The organism is Agromyces selenitireducens, assembly GCF_052748465.2.
On the sequence record NZ_CM188259.1, the window covers coordinates 2,694,137 to 2,708,816 of the forward strand.

18 protein-coding genes are annotated in these 14,680 nt (G+C 73.0%); 8 read left to right on the plus strand and 10 right to left on the minus strand.

Annotated elements, in window-relative coordinates:
- Window positions 1-3: 3 nt before the first annotated feature.
- Both ACULK4_RS12550 and ACULK4_RS12555 read right to left on the minus strand, forming a co-directional pair.
- Window positions 4-1,179, minus strand: a complete 1,176-nt coding sequence (locus ACULK4_RS12550) for an FAD-dependent oxidoreductase (protein ID WP_445966911.1) — start codon at window positions 1,177-1,179, stop codon at window positions 4-6.
- Window positions 1,176-1,490 carry an antibiotic biosynthesis monooxygenase family protein gene (locus ACULK4_RS12555; protein WP_445966910.1) on the minus strand — a complete coding sequence of 105 codons (315 nt, stop codon included), beginning with the start codon at window positions 1,488-1,490 and terminating at the stop codon, window positions 1,176-1,178. Before ACULK4_RS12555 ends, ACULK4_RS12550 begins: the two co-directional genes overlap by 4 nt.
- Before the next feature lie 94 nt (window positions 1,491-1,584).
- Here ACULK4_RS12555 and ACULK4_RS12560 point away from each other — a divergent pair, with 94 nt between their 5' ends.
- The 5 genes from ACULK4_RS12560 to ACULK4_RS12580 all read left to right on the plus strand — a co-directional run bounded on the left by ACULK4_RS12560 (window position 1,585) and on the right by ACULK4_RS12580 (window position 4,888).
- The gene (locus ACULK4_RS12560) at window positions 1,585-2,151 is read left to right on the plus strand and encodes a cysteine hydrolase family protein (protein WP_445966909.1); all 567 of its coding nucleotides are present in this window, start codon (window positions 1,585-1,587) and stop codon (window positions 2,149-2,151) included.
- 95 nt (window positions 2,152-2,246) lie between these two features.
- Entirely contained in the window at window positions 2,247-2,477 is a 231-nt protein-coding gene (locus tag ACULK4_RS12565) for a hypothetical protein (protein ID WP_445966908.1), read from the plus strand.
- Between the two features lie 184 nt (window positions 2,478-2,661).
- Window positions 2,662-2,865 (plus strand): cysteine hydrolase family protein, encoded by a 204-nt coding sequence (locus tag ACULK4_RS12570; RefSeq protein ID WP_445966907.1) that lies wholly within the window; start codon window positions 2,662-2,664, stop codon window positions 2,863-2,865.
- A gap of 77 nt (window positions 2,866-2,942) precedes the next feature.
- Window positions 2,943-4,268: an O-acetylhomoserine aminocarboxypropyltransferase/cysteine synthase family protein gene (locus ACULK4_RS12575; RefSeq protein WP_445966906.1), complete on the plus strand. Its 1,326-nt coding sequence runs from the start codon at window positions 2,943-2,945 to the stop codon at window positions 4,266-4,268.
- Window positions 4,265-4,888, plus strand: coding sequence for a CoA-binding protein (locus ACULK4_RS12580; protein ID WP_445966905.1), 624 nt, complete (start codon window positions 4,265-4,267; stop codon window positions 4,886-4,888). Before ACULK4_RS12575 ends, ACULK4_RS12580 begins: the two co-directional genes overlap by 4 nt.
- A gap of 6 nt (window positions 4,889-4,894) precedes the next feature.
- On the opposite strand, the gene ACULK4_RS12585 is transcribed toward ACULK4_RS12580, so the two are convergent.
- The 3 genes from ACULK4_RS12585 to ACULK4_RS12595 form a co-directional block, all read right to left on the minus strand.
- Window positions 4,895-5,446 carry a GNAT family N-acetyltransferase gene (locus ACULK4_RS12585; RefSeq protein WP_445966904.1) on the minus strand — a complete coding sequence of 184 codons (552 nt, stop codon included), beginning with the start codon at window positions 5,444-5,446 and terminating at the stop codon, window positions 4,895-4,897.
- A 79-nt stretch (window positions 5,447-5,525) separates the two neighbouring features.
- Entirely contained in the window at window positions 5,526-5,798 is a 273-nt protein-coding gene (locus ACULK4_RS12590; protein ID WP_445966903.1) for a hypothetical protein, read from the minus strand.
- Window positions 5,768-5,908: a hypothetical protein gene (locus ACULK4_RS12595; protein ID WP_445966902.1), complete on the minus strand. Its 141-nt coding sequence runs from the start codon at window positions 5,906-5,908 to the stop codon at window positions 5,768-5,770. Before ACULK4_RS12595 ends, ACULK4_RS12590 begins: the two co-directional genes overlap by 31 nt.
- A gap of 171 nt (window positions 5,909-6,079) precedes the next feature.
- On the opposite strand from ACULK4_RS12595, the gene ACULK4_RS12600 reads away from it, so the two are divergent.
- The gene (locus ACULK4_RS12600) at window positions 6,080-7,456 is read left to right on the plus strand and encodes an L-serine ammonia-lyase (RefSeq protein ID WP_445966901.1); all 1,377 of its coding nucleotides are present in this window, start codon (window positions 6,080-6,082) and stop codon (window positions 7,454-7,456) included.
- A 72-nt stretch (window positions 7,457-7,528) separates the two neighbouring features.
- Entirely contained in the window at window positions 7,529-7,720 is a 192-nt protein-coding gene (locus ACULK4_RS12605; RefSeq protein ID WP_445966900.1) for a hypothetical protein, read from the plus strand.
- A gap of 40 nt (window positions 7,721-7,760) precedes the next feature.
- Here the strand turns inward: ACULK4_RS12605 and ACULK4_RS12610 are convergent, their stop codons facing one another.
- From ACULK4_RS12610 to ACULK4_RS12625, 4 genes are all read right to left on the minus strand, one after another.
- Window positions 7,761-8,246: a rhodanese-like domain-containing protein gene (locus tag ACULK4_RS12610; RefSeq protein WP_445966899.1), complete on the minus strand. Its 486-nt coding sequence runs from the start codon at window positions 8,244-8,246 to the stop codon at window positions 7,761-7,763.
- 95 nt (window positions 8,247-8,341) lie between these two features.
- A complete protein-coding gene (locus ACULK4_RS12615; RefSeq protein WP_445966898.1) occupies window positions 8,342-9,625 on the minus strand; it encodes a M18 family aminopeptidase in 1,284 nt (427 codons plus the stop codon).
- A gap of 23 nt (window positions 9,626-9,648) precedes the next feature.
- The gene (locus tag ACULK4_RS12620) at window positions 9,649-10,584 is read right to left on the minus strand and encodes a DnaJ domain-containing protein (protein ID WP_445966897.1); all 936 of its coding nucleotides are present in this window, start codon (window positions 10,582-10,584) and stop codon (window positions 9,649-9,651) included.
- A 69-nt stretch (window positions 10,585-10,653) separates the two neighbouring features.
- The gene (locus ACULK4_RS12625) at window positions 10,654-12,252 is read right to left on the minus strand and encodes a DUF7059 domain-containing protein (protein ID WP_445966896.1); all 1,599 of its coding nucleotides are present in this window, start codon (window positions 12,250-12,252) and stop codon (window positions 10,654-10,656) included.
- Between the two features lie 145 nt (window positions 12,253-12,397).
- Here ACULK4_RS12625 and ACULK4_RS12630 point away from each other — a divergent pair, with 145 nt between their 5' ends.
- Window positions 12,398-12,730, plus strand: a complete 333-nt coding sequence (locus ACULK4_RS12630) for a hypothetical protein (RefSeq protein ID WP_445966895.1) — start codon at window positions 12,398-12,400, stop codon at window positions 12,728-12,730.
- Between the two features lie 15 nt (window positions 12,731-12,745).
- Here the strand turns inward: ACULK4_RS12630 and ACULK4_RS12635 are convergent, their stop codons facing one another.
- Window positions 12,746-14,638: a thioredoxin domain-containing protein gene (locus ACULK4_RS12635; protein WP_445966894.1), complete on the minus strand. Its 1,893-nt coding sequence runs from the start codon at window positions 14,636-14,638 to the stop codon at window positions 12,746-12,748.
- Between the last annotated feature and the right edge of the window lie 42 nt (window positions 14,639-14,680).

The following is a 14,680-nucleotide window of genomic DNA, read 5'->3' on the forward strand; positions in this document are numbered from 1 at the left end:
GGCTCAGCGGCCGGCGAGGCCGGTCGGCGAGCCGGGCGCGGCGGCGATCACGCGGTCGGCGGAGAACAGGGCCGGCGCCGGGCCGGCGCCCTCCGCGAGGTCCGCGAGGATCCGCCCGACCACGGGCGTGAACTTGAAGCCGTGGCCGGAGAACCCCGCGCCCACGACGATCGGACCGATCCGGTCGAGCACGAAGTGCTCGTCCGGCGTGGTGGTGTACGTGCAGCTGATCGGGGTGACCGCGTCGGCGTCGACGCCGGGCAGCCAGTCGCGCGCGTACCGCTGCAGGTCGCCGAGCTGGTCGGGCACGGGCAGGAAGTCGCGCGCGTCCGGGTCGACGACCGGGCCGACGCCGTGCCATCCGGCCTTCACGCCCTCGCCCGGCGTGAGCATGCCGTACACCGGCGAGCGCCAGTAGTCGTAGCCGTCGGCCGCCGCGCCCGGGAAGTGGTTGTAGCTCGGCCACGCGACCGACTCGTCGCGCACGGCGAAGTGCGCGGGCTGCTCCTGCGTGACGACGAGGGACGGAAGCGCGAGCCCGCCGACGAGCTTCGTCGTCCAGGCGCCGAGGGTCACCACGGCCGTGCGGGCCTCGAAGACCTCCTCGACGCCGGCATCGGTGACGGATGCCACGCGCACGCGCCCGTCCCCCACCGCCTCGATGCGCGTGGCCCGCGTGCGGTGCCGCACGTCTGCTCCGGCGGCGGCGGCCGACGCGTGCAGCGTCGCGACCGCGGCATCCGCGTTCACCCTGCCGGCTTCGGCGTTGAAGAGGACGCGGGCGTCGAAGCGGATGCCGGGCCAGCGGCGCCCCGCCTCCTCGACCGGGAGGAACTCGGCGGGGATGCCTGCCGCGGCGAGCGCCGCGTGCACGTCGTCGAAGTGCGCGCCATGGCCGTGGTTGGCGACGCCCACGAGGTCGAGCAGCGGCGTCCCGGACTCCCCCTCAAGCTCGCGCCACAACGGCAGCGCCTCGACGAGCATCCGCACGTAGGCCGGGTCGGCGTAGGCGACGTTGAAGTTGCGCGACGCCCCGTGCGAGGCGCCGTTGCGGTGGCCGGGCTCGTAGCGCTCGAGGAGGGCGATGTCGCGGCCGCGGCGAGCGAGGTGCCATGCGGTCGCGGCGCCCATCGCTCCGCCGCCGACGACGACCGTCTCGACCCGGGTGACGGCGCTCATCGCGTGGCTCCGCCGGGCACGGCGACGATCTCGCGGAAGTGCTCGACCACCGGGAACGGGTCGTAGAAGCCGTGCAGCAGCTCGCGCCACCGTCCGTACGCGGCGGAACCGCGGAACCCGGGGTCGTGGTCCTCGAGCCGCTCCCAGTGCACGAGCAGGAGGTAGTGGTTCGGCGTCTCGACGGAACGCGAGAGTGTCAGGTCGACGAAGCCCGGCATCGACGAGATGATGCTCCGCGCCTCGGCGAACGCGGCTTCGAACTCGGCCTCGCGGCCGGGGACGACGGGGAGGACGGCGTGCTCCAGGATCACCCGCCCAACGGTACCGGTCGGGTTGGCAGGTCTTCGCCGAACGACGGCAGACGGCGGCGCGCGAGCGTGACCGGCCCGGCGGCACGATGGACGCATGGAATTCGACGACACCGCCGCCCTGATCGTGATCGACGTGCAGCAGGGCTTCGACGACCCGTACTGGGGGGAACGCGACAACCCCGACGCCGAGGCGAACATCGGCCGGCTCCTGCAGGCCTGGGCGGATGCCGCGCGGCCGATCGTGCTCGTCCGGCACGACTCCCGCACGCCCGGGTCGCCGCTCGCGCCCGGCTCCCCCGGCAACGCGCTGAAGCCGATCGTCGCCGAGGCGGCGCACGACCTGTTCGTCACCAAGCACGTGAACTCGGCGTTCTACGGCGAGCCCGACCTCCAGTCGTGGCTGCAGGAACGCGGCGTCCGGCAGCTGGTCGTGTGCGGCATCCAGACGAACCAGTGCGTCGAGACGACCGCGCGCATGGCCGGCAACCTCGGCTACGACGTGACGCTGCCGATCGATGCGACCCACACGTTCGACATGGCGGGGCCCGGCGGCATCCGCCTCACCGCGGCCGAGCTCGCGCGCGCGACCGCGGTGAACCTCGACGGCGGCGGCTTCGCGCGGGTCGTCGCGACCGACGACGTGCTCGGAGCCCTGCGCTAGGTGTACTCGGTCAGCTGGTTGGTGACACGCGGCTGATCGGGGGCAGTCCCGTCTGACGATGCCTTCCGTGCGGTGAGGTGCTCTAGCGTTGGCCCATGACAGAGAGGCTCGTGGTGCTGCAGGCGGATGAGGCGCTCGTCCTCTTCGATCTCCTGAGTCGCTGGGAGGATGAGGATCGCGATCTGCGGCTTGAGCAGGGTGAGCAGACCGCCATCGACGCCCTCTTAGGTGCGCTCGAGCGATTGCTAGTCGAGCCGTTCAAGCCGGAATACTCGGAGCTCGTGCGGGAGGCGCGTCAGCGGTTGTTCGATCGTGGGGGCGCATAGGGCTCGATCGTGAAGTGTCCCGCTCGGGCGATCACGGCGTGATCGCGACGGCGGCGTAGATCACGCCGTGCTTGTCGTAGCGGGTCTTCAACCCTCTCCAATTGCTTTGATTCGGCTGTACAGGGCGCGAGAGGCCTCCGGGCGAAGGATCCCCCGCCGGGCCCCTTCTTAGACCCCCTTTAACGTGTGCGTCGAGACGACCGCGCGCATGGCCGGCAACCTCGGCTACGACGTGACGCTGCCGATCGATGCGACGCACACGTCGGACATGGCGGGGCCCGGCGGCCTCCGAATCGGCGCTGCCGACCTCGCGCTCGCGACCGCGGTGAACCTCCACGGCGGCGGCTTCGCCGCCGTCACCACGACCGACGACGTGCTCGGCGCGTAGCGGCCGCGCCGCGGCATCCGTTGCCCCGCGTTACGGCGACGAGCGGATGCCGCGACCCGGCCGACTACCGTGGCCCCATGGCAGACCGCGAATACGGCTTCAAGACCCGCGCCATCCACGCGGGCAACATCCCCGACGCCGAGGCGGGCGCCCGCGCGCTCCCGATCTACCAGTCGAGCGCCTTCGTCTTCGACGACACCGCGGACGCCGCGGCGCGCTTCGCGCTGCAGAAGTACGGCAACATCTACTCGCGCCTGGCGAACCCGACGGTCGCGGCCTTCGAGGAGCGCGTCGCGAGCCTCGAGGGCGGCCTCGGCGCGGTCGCGACCGCCAGCGGGCTGTCGGCGCAGTACATCACCTTCGCGAGCCTCGCGGGATCGGGCGACCACATCGTCGCGTCGGCGAACCTGTACGGCGGTTCGATCACGCAGCTGGATGTCACGCTCCGCCGCTTCGGCGTCGAGACGACGTTCGTGCGCTCGTCCGACCCGGCCGACTACGCGCCCGCCATCACCGAGCGCACCAAGGCGCTGTTCGTCGAGACCATCGCGAACCCGTCCGGCGAGGTCGCCGACCTCGAGGGCCTCGCCGATGTCGCCCACGCGCACGGCATCCCGCTCATCGTCGACTCGACGATCGCGACGCCCTACCTCAACCGTCCGATCGAGTGGGGCGCCGACCTCGTGACGCACTCGGCGACGAAGTTCCTCGGCGGACACGGCACGACGCTCGGCGGCGTCGTGGTCGAGTCCGGCCGGTTCGACTGGCACTCCCCGAAGTTCCCGCTGTTCGCCGAGCCCGTGCCGAGCTACGGCGGGCTGCAGTGGTCGGGCAACTTCGGCGAGTACGCGTTCCTCACGCGGCTCCGCGCCGAGCAGCTCCGCGACATCGGCCCCGCCCTCGCGCCGCACTCCGCGTTCCTGCTCGCGCAGGGCGTCGAGACGCTCCCGTACCGCATCCAGGCGCACATCGACAACGCCCGCGTCGTCGCCGAGTGGCTCGACGCCGACCCGCGCATCGAGCGCGTGTTCTGGGCCGGGCTGCCCGACCACCCGCACTTCGAGCGCGCCGCGAAGTACCTCCCGAAGGGCCCCGGCTCGGTGTTCAGCTTCGAGGTGAAGGGCGGCCGCGAGGTCGGCCAGAAGCTCATCGAGTCGGTGAACCTCGCCAGCCACCTCGCGAACATCGGCGACGCGAAGACGCTGATCATCCACCCCGCGTCGACCACGCACGCGCAGCTGACCGACCAGCAGCTGCTCGACGCGGGCGTGCTGCCCGGCGTCGTACGGCTCTCGGTCGGCATCGAGGACGTCGAGGACATCATCGCCGATCTCGACGAGGCCCTGTCGGCCGCGACCGCCGAGCTGGCCGTCGCCGGCGCCACGATCGGAGGCACCCGATGAGCGCTGCCACCCACCCGACGACCACGGCCGAGCCCCGGGCGACCGATGCCGCCACCGGCGACGTCGAGACCGTCCGCCTGGTCAACGGCCTCTCGTGCGAGCTCCCGGCGAGCTCGCCCCTCGCGAAGCTGCTGAAGTCGCAGCGCACGTGGATCGGCCCCGACGCCAAGCAGCGGCAGCGCATCCTGAACTCCGCGAAGTCGGTCGCGATCGTCGGCGCCTCGCCGAAGCCGCAGCGTTCGAGCTACTTCGTCGGCACGTACCTGCAGCAGTCGAGCGACTATCGCGTGTACTTCGTGAACCCGAACGAGACCGAGATCCTCGGGCAGCCCGCCTACGCGAACCTCGCCGACCTCCCCGAGGTGCCCGACATCGTCGTGGTGTTCCGCCGGGGCAGCGACATCCCGTCGGTCGTCGACGAGGTCGTCGCCGCAGGCGTGACGACGATCTGGGTGCAGCTCGGCATCTGGAACGAGGAGGCCGCCTACTACGGCGAAGCACAGGGGCTGACGGTCGTCATGGACCGCTGCGTCAAGGTCGAGCACGCGCGCTTCCATGGCGGCCTGCACCTGCTCGGCTTCGACACGGGGCAGATCACGAGCCGGCGCGGCGTGCGCTGACCGCGGTCAGGCGGCGGATGCCTCCGCCGTGGCGACGTCGACGTCCATGCCGTACGCCATGATGCGGATGGCCGTGCCGTCGGTGCGTTCGAACGTGAACTCCCGATCCGCGAGGCGCTCGAACCCGAGCCGCTCGTAGAGACGCTGGGCCGCCGCCATCTGCGGCCCGGTGTTGAGCACGACGCGACGGATGCCGCGGCTCGCCGCGAGCTCCATGACGTGCCGCACGAGCGCCTCGCCCACGCCGCGCCCGCGTGCGGCCGCTGCGACGCCGAGGAACCGGAAGTCGAGCTCGTCCGCGTGTCGTGCGACCGCCGACATGCGCCGGCCGGGTCGCGGAGTGGTGACGGTGCCGAGCAGCTCGCCGGTGGCCGCGTCCACGGACACCCACACCTGGTGCACCCGTGCGCGGTCGGCGACCGCCTCGATCTCGGCGAGGTAGTCCTCGCCGAGTTCGTAGTCCACTGCGTACGCCTGGCGCACGAGGCGGCCCACGAGCGGGGCATCGGCATCCTGCATGAGGCGGATGCGCACGGAGGCGGACTCGATCACGGACATCCTCCCGAGTCTACGCGGCACCGGCTGGGCGACGGCCGTGGCCCCGGAGGCGATGCCCGGGGCCACGACCGCTCCGATCTCAGGAGGCGAGCCCCTGCTGCCACTCGATGAGGTCGCCGATCTTGGCGACGAGCACCCCGTCCTGGAGGCCGTTCGCCTTGGCCTGCGCCTGCCGCAGCACGGCGATCGCGCCCGCGTGGCCGCCCGCATCCGAGGCGGCCTCGGCGGCGTCGAGGTACGCCGAGACGTCGGAGCCCAGCTTGTCGACCCGGAGCGATCCGTCGTCGAGTCCACCGACGATCTCGCCGACCTCGTTGAACGTCACGCCGTCGCCGCCGGGCCCGCGGTCCATTCGATGCCCTTGAGCGTGTGCTCGAGGAAGAGCGAGTCCGACCACGACGCATACGTGTGCCCCGCGCCCTCGTACCAGGAGCGGCCGCCCTCGAAGTCATCCGGAGACATGTCAACGACTTTCGTCGTTAGCTGCGGTCCTCGCGTCATCTTTCCTCGCGTGAACGCCAGAAGTCCGGACGATCCCAGCATGGAGCAGATCCGCAGCGTGGATGCCGGGTTGCGCACGATTCTTCGACCGTCCGGCGGATCCGTGCGCGTGCTGCGACGTACCCTAGGTGGGTGACAGCGTTCGTCTCAGCCCTCGACCTGTTCTCGATCGGGATCGGGCCCTCCAGCTCCCACACCGTGGGGCCGATGCGTGCCGCCCGCACCTTCGTCGAGGGGCTCGCGGCCGACGGCCGCCTCGAGGGCGTCCGCCGCGTCACCTGCTCGCTCTACGGCTCTCTCGGCGCGACCGGGCTCGGCCACGGCACGCCTGACGCGGTCGTCGCCGGTCTCGCCGGGCTCACGCCGCACGACTGCGACCCAGACGAGGTGCGCGGCGCGTGGGCCGGACTCGGGACCGACGGCACCGAGGTCCGCCTCGCCGGAACGCATCCGATCACGATGACCCGGCCCGACGTGACCCTCGAACCGCGCACGCGCCTACCGGGCCACCCGAACGCGATGACGCTGCAGGCCTGGGGCGATGACGACGCGCTGCCGATCGCCGAGGAGACGTACTACTCCGTCGGCGGCGGGTTCATCCGTCGCGAGGGCGACGCCCCCGAGCAGGCGGAAGGCCTGCGGCATCCGCTGCCGTACTCGAGCGCCGCCGAGCTGCTCGACCTGTGCGACCGGCTCGGGGTCAACTTCTGCGACGTCGCCTGGCGCAACGAGGTCGCCGTGCACGGCGAGGAGGGCATCGTCGCGGGTCTCGACGCGATCTGGTGGGCCATGGCCGAGTGCGTCGCGAACGGCCTGCACACCGAAGGCACGCTGCCGGGCATCCTCGGGGTGAAGCGCCGTGCCCCCGAGGTGCGTCGCCGGCTCGAGGAGTACGACCGCGACGAACACGTCCGAGACACGTCCACCGAGTGGCTGCACTCGTTCGCGCTCGCGGTGAACGAAGAGAACGCGTCGGGCGGCCGTGTGGTGACGGCGCCGACGAACGGCGCAGCCGGCATCATCCCGGCCGTCGGCCACTACTACCTCCGGTTCGTGCCGGGCGCCGACCAGGAGGGCATCCGCCGATTCCTGCTCACGGCCGCCGCGATCGCGAGCCTCGTGAAGAAGAACGCGTCGATCTCCGGCGCCGAGGGTGGCTGCCAGGCCGAGGTCGGATCGGCGTGCGCGATGGCCGCGGGCGCCCTCTGCGGGGTGCTCGGCGGAACGCCGCGGCAGATCGAGAACGCGGCCGAGATCGCCATGGAGCACCACCTGGGCCTGACGTGCGATCCGGTCGCCGGGCTCGTGCAGGTGCCGTGCATCGAGCGCAACGCGATCGCGGCCTCCACGGCGGTGTCGGCCGCCCGACTCGCGCTCCACGGCGACGGCACCCACATCGTCTCGCTCGACACGGTCATCGAGACCATGCGGCAGACCGGCCTCGACATGATGACGAAGTACAAGGAGACCAGCGAAGGCGGCCTCGCGGTCAACGTCATCGAGTGCTGACGGCGCTGCCCCGGTGCGTGTCCCCCGGATGGGTCCCTTCTGCCCGGCGGCGAGGTCTGACAAGGTATCGGGGTGGATCCGAACATCAACCCTGACATCGTCGCCGGCATGGGCGCCTTCGCCCTGATCATCTTCATCGTCGTCTACCTCGCGGTGATCGCGCTCAGCCTGTGGATCGGCTACCTGATCATCAAGGCGGCCGTGAAGAACGGCCTGCGCGAGCACACGCTCTGGCTGGAGTCGCGGCGGGGTCCCCTGCGCTGACGGATGCCGCGGGGTCGACCGACGCCGCGGCGCGGCCGCCTCAGCAGGCGCACTCCATCGCGTCGGCCTTCGAGGCGACGTTCGTGAGCGGGTCCAGCGGATGCCGCTCGGTGCCGGCGGCGCGCTCGACCGCGAACCCCTCGCGCGCCCAGTACTCGAACCCGCCGAGCATCTCCTTCACGGGATGCCCGAGCGTGGCGAAGGCGAGCGCGGCGCGCGTGGCACCGTTGCAGCCCGGACCCCAGCAGTAGACGACGACCGGCGTGCCCGGCGCGATGCGGTCGCGCGCCTCGTCGGCGATGCGGCGACCGGGTAGGTGCATCGCGCCGGGGATCCTGCCCGCGACCCACGCGGCCTCGCTGCGGGTGTCGACCAGCACGAACCCGCGCTCGTCGTCGGCCGCGAGCGCGGCTGCGACGTCCGAGACGTCCGTCTCGAACCCGAGGCGCGCACGGAAGTGGCGCACCGCCTCCTCAGGTGCGGCGACGTGGTCGAACAGGGCGGCTGCGGCGGTCGTCGAGGTCATGTCCCGATGCTCGCACCGGGCGGCGGGCGGGGCCGCGCGGTTCACGCCGTCGATGCGCGAGATCCCGCCAACCTCCCGGCGCGGGCGTCTCGGGCTCAGTTCGCCGAGAAGAACGCGGACACCGCCGCACCGAGCGCGGCGAGGTCCTCCACGTGCGCGAGCTCACGCGCCGAGTGCATCGACAACAGCGGCGGGCCGACATCGACAGTGCGAATGCCCAGTCGGGTCGCCGTGAGCGGTCCGATCGTCGAGCCGCAGGGGATCGTGTTGTTCGACACGAACGGCTGCATGCCCACTCCGGCGCGTCGACAGGCGTCGGCCCACAGCGCCGAGCCCGCGGCATCCGACGCGTACCGCTGGTTCGCGTTGAGCTTCAGCAGCGGACCGCCGCCGAGCACCGGCCGGTTCACGGGGTCGTGCCGTTCGGGGTAGTTGGGGTGCACGGCGTGCCCGGCGTCGCTCGACACGTGCCAGGAGTCGGCGAATGCGCGGCGGCGCTCCTCGACGCCGGCGCCGAGGCCGGCGCCGATGCGCGTGAGCACGTCGTCGAGGAAGGGACCGCTGGCCCCCGAGCGCGACTCCGAGCCGAGCTCCTCGTGGTCGAACGCGGCGAGCACGCTGACGTGCGACGCGTCGGCCGGCGCGTCGAGCAGGGCGGTGAGGCCGGCGTGCACCGACGTCAGGTTGTCCATCCGGCCCGAGGCGAGGAACACGTCGCCACGGCCGAATCGCGCGGGCGGGTTCGCGTCGACGACGTACACGTCGTGCCCGGCGACCTCCTCGGGGTCGAGGCTCGCGAGGCCTGCGAGGTGCGCCACCACGTCGGCCGGCTCCGGACCGCCCTCGACGCCCCAGATCGGCTGCACGTGCCGCTGCTTGTCGAGCGCGAGCCCGTCGTTGTTGACGCCGCGGTCGAGATGGATCGCCAACTGCGGGATCCGCAGGAGCGGACCGGTCGCGACGAGGTGCTCGGCGCCGTCGCGGGTGACGAGTCGCCCGGCGAGCCGCAGCTCGCGATCGAGCCACGAGTTCAGCAGCGGACCGCCGTAGACCTCGACGTTCGCCTGCGAAAGGCCGGCCGCGGCGCTCGACGGGTTCGGCTTGAGCTTGAACGACGGCGAGTCGGTGTGTGCGCCGAGGATGCGGAACGGCGTCGTGGGACCGGCCGACGCGGGCTGCACCCACGCGATCACCGCACCGTCGCGCACGACGACGCGACGGCCGGGCCCGGACGGCCACGCGTCGCGCTCCTCGAGTCGCTCGAAACCGGCCTGCTCGAGGCGCCGAGCCACCTCGGCCGCAGCGTGGTACGACGACGGCGATGCCGTGACGAACCCGGTGAAGTCCTCGATGTACGCGTCGACGTCAGGGATGCCCATCCCACCATCTTCCCGCACCCGGCTCAGGCGAAGCGCACGGTCGCCTGCAGGCGCGCGCGCACCTCCATCGAGTCGACGCCGCCGAGCTGCGGTGAGCCCGGGATGCCCTCGCGGATGGCGCTCGCGAGGCGCGAGCGCCGCACGAGCACGACGACGGCGCCCCGATTCGTGCCGCCGACCTCGAGCGGCACGGAGGCGTGCTCGTCCGGCACGACGATCACGAGGGCGGTCGGCTTGACCTTGGCAGGCCTCGTCACGGCCTTCGCACGCGCCGCGAGGGCGCGGATCGGCCGCTCCCCCGCGAGCGCCTCGCCGACGAGCTCGCCCCGCTTCAGGTCGACCGGTCCGCCCCAGTCCTCGGACTGGATCGCGATGAGCCCGGTCGGGCCCAGCACGAGGTGGTCGAGCTTGGGAGGCAGCTCCGGCCCCGCCGCATCCGTCGCCACGTCGTGCCACACGGTGTACGCGATGCCGAGCGTCGACAGTGCGCGCGCCGTCTCCTCCTCGGCGAGCGCGTCGGCCAGCACGTGGCGGACGTCGCGCGGCGCGCTCCGCACGAGCGCCTGGTCGTACGGGTCCTCCACGGTCACGCCGCGGCCCGCCCACTCCCGGATGAGCGCGAGGTACCGTTCGCGCGAGAACCCGCCGGGATGCCCGTACGAGCGCGCGAGCGGACGCGAGTCGCGACGTGGACGCGGGGCGGCGGGCGCGAACGGATCGTGCGGTGCGTCGGACGGCGCGGTCGTTCGGATGCCGCGGTCGAACGCGGCGCGCGCCTCGGGCGTGCCCACGAGCTCCCATGCCGCCTGCACGGCGTGGAACCGCGCCGCATCGCCGCCCGTGTCGGGGTGGGCGTGTCGGAGGGCGCGTCGGTAGGCGAGGCGCAGCTGCGCGGCGTCCGCGTCCGCGGGCACGCCGAGCACCTCGTAGGGGGAGGCGGAGAGGGGACTGTCGGGCATGGGCTCGCTTTCAGTGGGCGAGCACGAGGATACCGCCGCCGCCCGGACGCGCGCCGAAGACGGGCGCGCTCAGTCGACCGGTCGCAGCATGCCGCCGGCGACGAGCTCGCGCACCGCCGGGCCGAGTTCGTCCCACAGCTCGGCCGGATCGACCTCGAGGAGCTGCGCGATCGCGTCGGAGAGCACACCAAGGGGCAGCTCGCCGTCGGCGGCGCCGACGAGCGCCGCGAGGCCGGTGCCGGCGTCGACCGTGCGGCCCAATCCGCCGCCCTGCCGCAGGAGGATCACGGTCGGCTGCTCAGCGCCGGGCCAGTGATGACGTTCCTCGGTGACGTCGTCGGCGACCGCCACGCGCGCCGCACGGAGGCCGTCGTCGTCGAGCGCGGCGATCCGGTCCATCGCGGCCACGCAGTCGGCGAGGTGACGCCCGAGTCCGCCGGGCATGTCGCCGAGCGGTCCGTGCAGGCGCTCGGCGCGCGCCAGCCTGCGCGGTTCGCCTGCCGACGGCGCCCGGAGCAGCAGGTACCCGAACCCGACGGACTCGACGCCGCGATCGGCGAAGTCGTCGAGCCAGGCCCCGTACAGCGCCTCGAACTCCGGCGTCCCCGGGCGCGTGCCGCCGTCGCGGATCCAGGTCTCGGCGTACTCCCCCGGATCCTGCCGCTCCCGTTCGACGACCCAGTACTCGAGGCCGGCCCCGTCGAGCCAGCCGGTCACGCGTTCGAGCCCGTCGGCCAGGTCGTCGCCGTGGCGGCGGTACTCCCAGTTCCCGAGCAGCTGGGCGATCCCGCCGGGCTCGAGGTGTCGCGCCGCGCCGCGCAGCACCGCTTCGACGAGCCCGTCGCCGACCATGCCCGCATCGCGGTACTCGTAGCTCGGCACGCCCTCGCGTCGCGGCGTGATCACGAACGGGGGGTTGGACACGATCCGGTCGAAGCGTTCGCCGTCCACGGGCTCGTAGAGGCTGCCGAGGCGCAGCTCGACGTCGCCGATCCGATTGAGCCGCAGGTTCAGCCGGGCGAAGCCGAGCGCCCGCTCCGAGACATCCGTCGCCACGACCCGGTCGCTGAATCGCGACGCGTGCATCGCCTGGATGCCGCATCCCGTCCCGAGGTCGAGCGTCGCGCGCGCAGGCCGCTGCACGAGCAGCCGGCTGAGCGTCGTCGACGCGCCGCCGATGCCGAGCACGTGCGCCTCCGGCAGCGCGCCGCCCGTGGCGAGCTCGCCCGGGTCCGAGGCGATCCACCACTCCCCCTCGCCCACGGCGTCGGCGAACGCGTACGGTCGCAGGTCGATGCGCGGTTCCGCGCGATCGCGCTCGACGGCCACGAGCCCGAGCCGTTCGGCCCCGGCCACCCCGAGCCACGGCAATGCCGTCGCGAGGGCAGCGGATGCCACCGGCATCCCGAGCACGAAGCAGCGCACGAGCGTCGCGAGCGTCCGCTCCCCGGGCGCGACGTGCTCGAGCGCACGCAGTGCCGGAACCCGATGGCCGCGACGGAGCGCCGCACCCGGATCCGTGGCGTCGGCGGCCCCGCCCCGCCCCCACAGCGCCTCGACGGCGGCGACCGTGAAGCCCGCGGCGGCGAGGTCGGCGGCGAGTGCGTCGACCGCCTCCGGGTCCGACCCGGGGGCGGATCCGATGGGTCGCTCGGGCTCGGAGCTCACGCGACCATTCAACCAGCCGGACCGCCGTCGCGAGATCGTCACCCGGGCGTCATCCGCCGTCCATGCCCGCGGCGGGCGCGTAACCCGGCCGACACACGCGCCGCGTACCGTCGGTTACGATCGGACGAGCGAGGGGAGGTCGCACATGGCGGAGTCGACGACGCTGGAACGCCTGCGACAGGACGCACGCGACGAACTCTCCGCGCTCATCGAGTTGCGCTGCCGCATGGGCGAGGACCCCTGGACCTTCCTGCCCGAACTGCCGTCGGTCGACGAGCAGGTCGTGGCGACCCTTCGCGAGGAGCGGCTCCATTCCGAGCGGTGGAGCCCGGCGCGCGCGCGTGCCTACCACCCGACCGCGCGCCGCGGCGACGTTGCCCGCTTCGAGTTCGAGGTCCTTCGCGACATCGCTCTCGACCATCCGGAGCTCAGCACCGCGGTCTGGGGCATGCTCGGCCGCGTCCCCTCGACCTGGTGAGCGGGCGCGCACGGATCAGTCCTGATCGGATCCGAGCGCCCGGAGCTCCCCGGCCGTGGCCACGGGAAGCGCGCACACGAACGCTCGACACCGGTAGGCCGCAGCCTCGCCACCGCGCGCGGTGCGGCCGGCGAAGAGCTCGAATCCGGCGTCGGCGAATCGTCGCGCCTGTCGGTCGGTGACGATGGTCGAGACGGATGCCGCGTGCCGGCGGGTGGCGTCGACCAGCTCGTCGACATCCCCCTCGCCGCCCCGCGCCGCGAGACCGTCGGGGACGACGGTCACGAGCTGCACGAGCGGTGCGGCCATGCGTGCCATGACCTCGAGGGAACCCCCGAACGCGATGGGGCGCTGCACGGCGATTCCCGACACGGACCGCACCGCCTGCTCGGCGGTGTCGCGATACCGGTCGCCGGCGCCGAGCGCGTACAGGGCGAAGGCGGCGTCGGCGCACGCGGTGACGCCCGACGGCGTCGCACCCTCGGCGGGGTCCGCGGGCAGCGCGAGTCCTCGCGCGGCGAGAACGGGATCCGGACCGCCGGGTGCGGCGAAGGCCGCCTCCGATCCGGATGCCGCGGCGACGGCGGCGTCGACGAGTTCCCGCGCCGTCGTCGCGTGCTCGACCTCCCCGGTCACGAGCGCGAGCCGGATGAGCCCGCCGGCGAGCATCCCGGTGTCCTCGAGCGTGGCCACGGCGTCGGACAGCTCGCCGCCGAGCGAGGCGCGCGCGAGCCGGCCGTCGGCGCCGACGTGGGTGCCGAGCAGGTACTCCGCGGCCTGTCGCGCCGCGAGGACGGCACGCCGGTCGTCGAGCACGTGTCCGGCGCGCGCGAGCGCACCGATCGCGAGCCCGTTCCAGCCGGCGAGCACCTTCTCGTCGAGGGCGGGGGGCTCGAGCTCGGCGCGGCCGGCGGCATCCCGTCGGTAGTAGCCGCCCTCGCTGCGCTCGCCGTCGATGACGCTCTCGGAGTCCTGGGCGCTCGCGAACCCGCCGTCCGGGAGCTGCATCCGGTCGACGAGGAATCCGATGAGGCCATCGGCGAGGGAGTCGACCCACCCGGGCGCCTCGGGTCCCGTCGCGAGCTCGGCGGCGACGGCGAGCAGCAGCGCGTTGTCGGTGAGCATCCGCTCGTAGTGCGGTTCGCTCCAGTCCGCGCGCGTCGCGTATCGGAAGAATCCGCCTTCGACGGGGTCGCGCAGCGGCGACGCGCCCATGCGCTTGAGGGTGCGCTCGGCGAGATTCCTCGCGCCGCCTCCCGCCTGCGCGAGGAATCCGAGCACGGGCGCGACGGGGAACTTCGGCGCCGCGCCGAACCCGCCGAACTCCCGGTCCTCGTCGTCGGCGAGGATGTCGACGGCGGTCTGCAGGGTCACGGCGTCGGGCAGCGCACCGGCGGTGGCGGCCACGGATGCCGCGGCGAGGGCGTCCCCGACGGCGTTCGCCGTCCGGTCGAGGTCGTCGCGGCGCTCGCGCCAGGCCTCGTCGACGGCGGCGAGCACCTCGCCGAACGATGGGACGCCCTGCACGGGACGCGGCGGGTAGTAGGTTCCGGCGTAGAACGCGCGTCCGTCGGGGCGGGCGAACACGGTCAGCGGCCAGCCGAGCTGCCTCGTGAAGGCGGAGGCCGCGGCGAGGTAGCTCCCGTCGACGTCCGGGTGTTCCTCGCGGTCGACCTTGATCGCGACGAAGCGCTCATTGAGCACTCGCGCGATCGCCGGATCGCTGAAGCTCTCGCGGGCCATGACGTGGCACCAGTGGCAGGTCGCGTACCCGATCGAGACCAGCACGGGCACGTCGCGCCGGCGCGCCTCGTCGAACGCCGCCTCGCCCCAGACGTGCCAGTCGACCGGGTTGTCGGCATGGGCCCTCAGGTAGGGGCTCAATGCGTCGGCGAGTCGATTGCCCATCGGTCAAGCGTAGGCGCGGCGGGGAGCCGCGTCAGTCCCCCG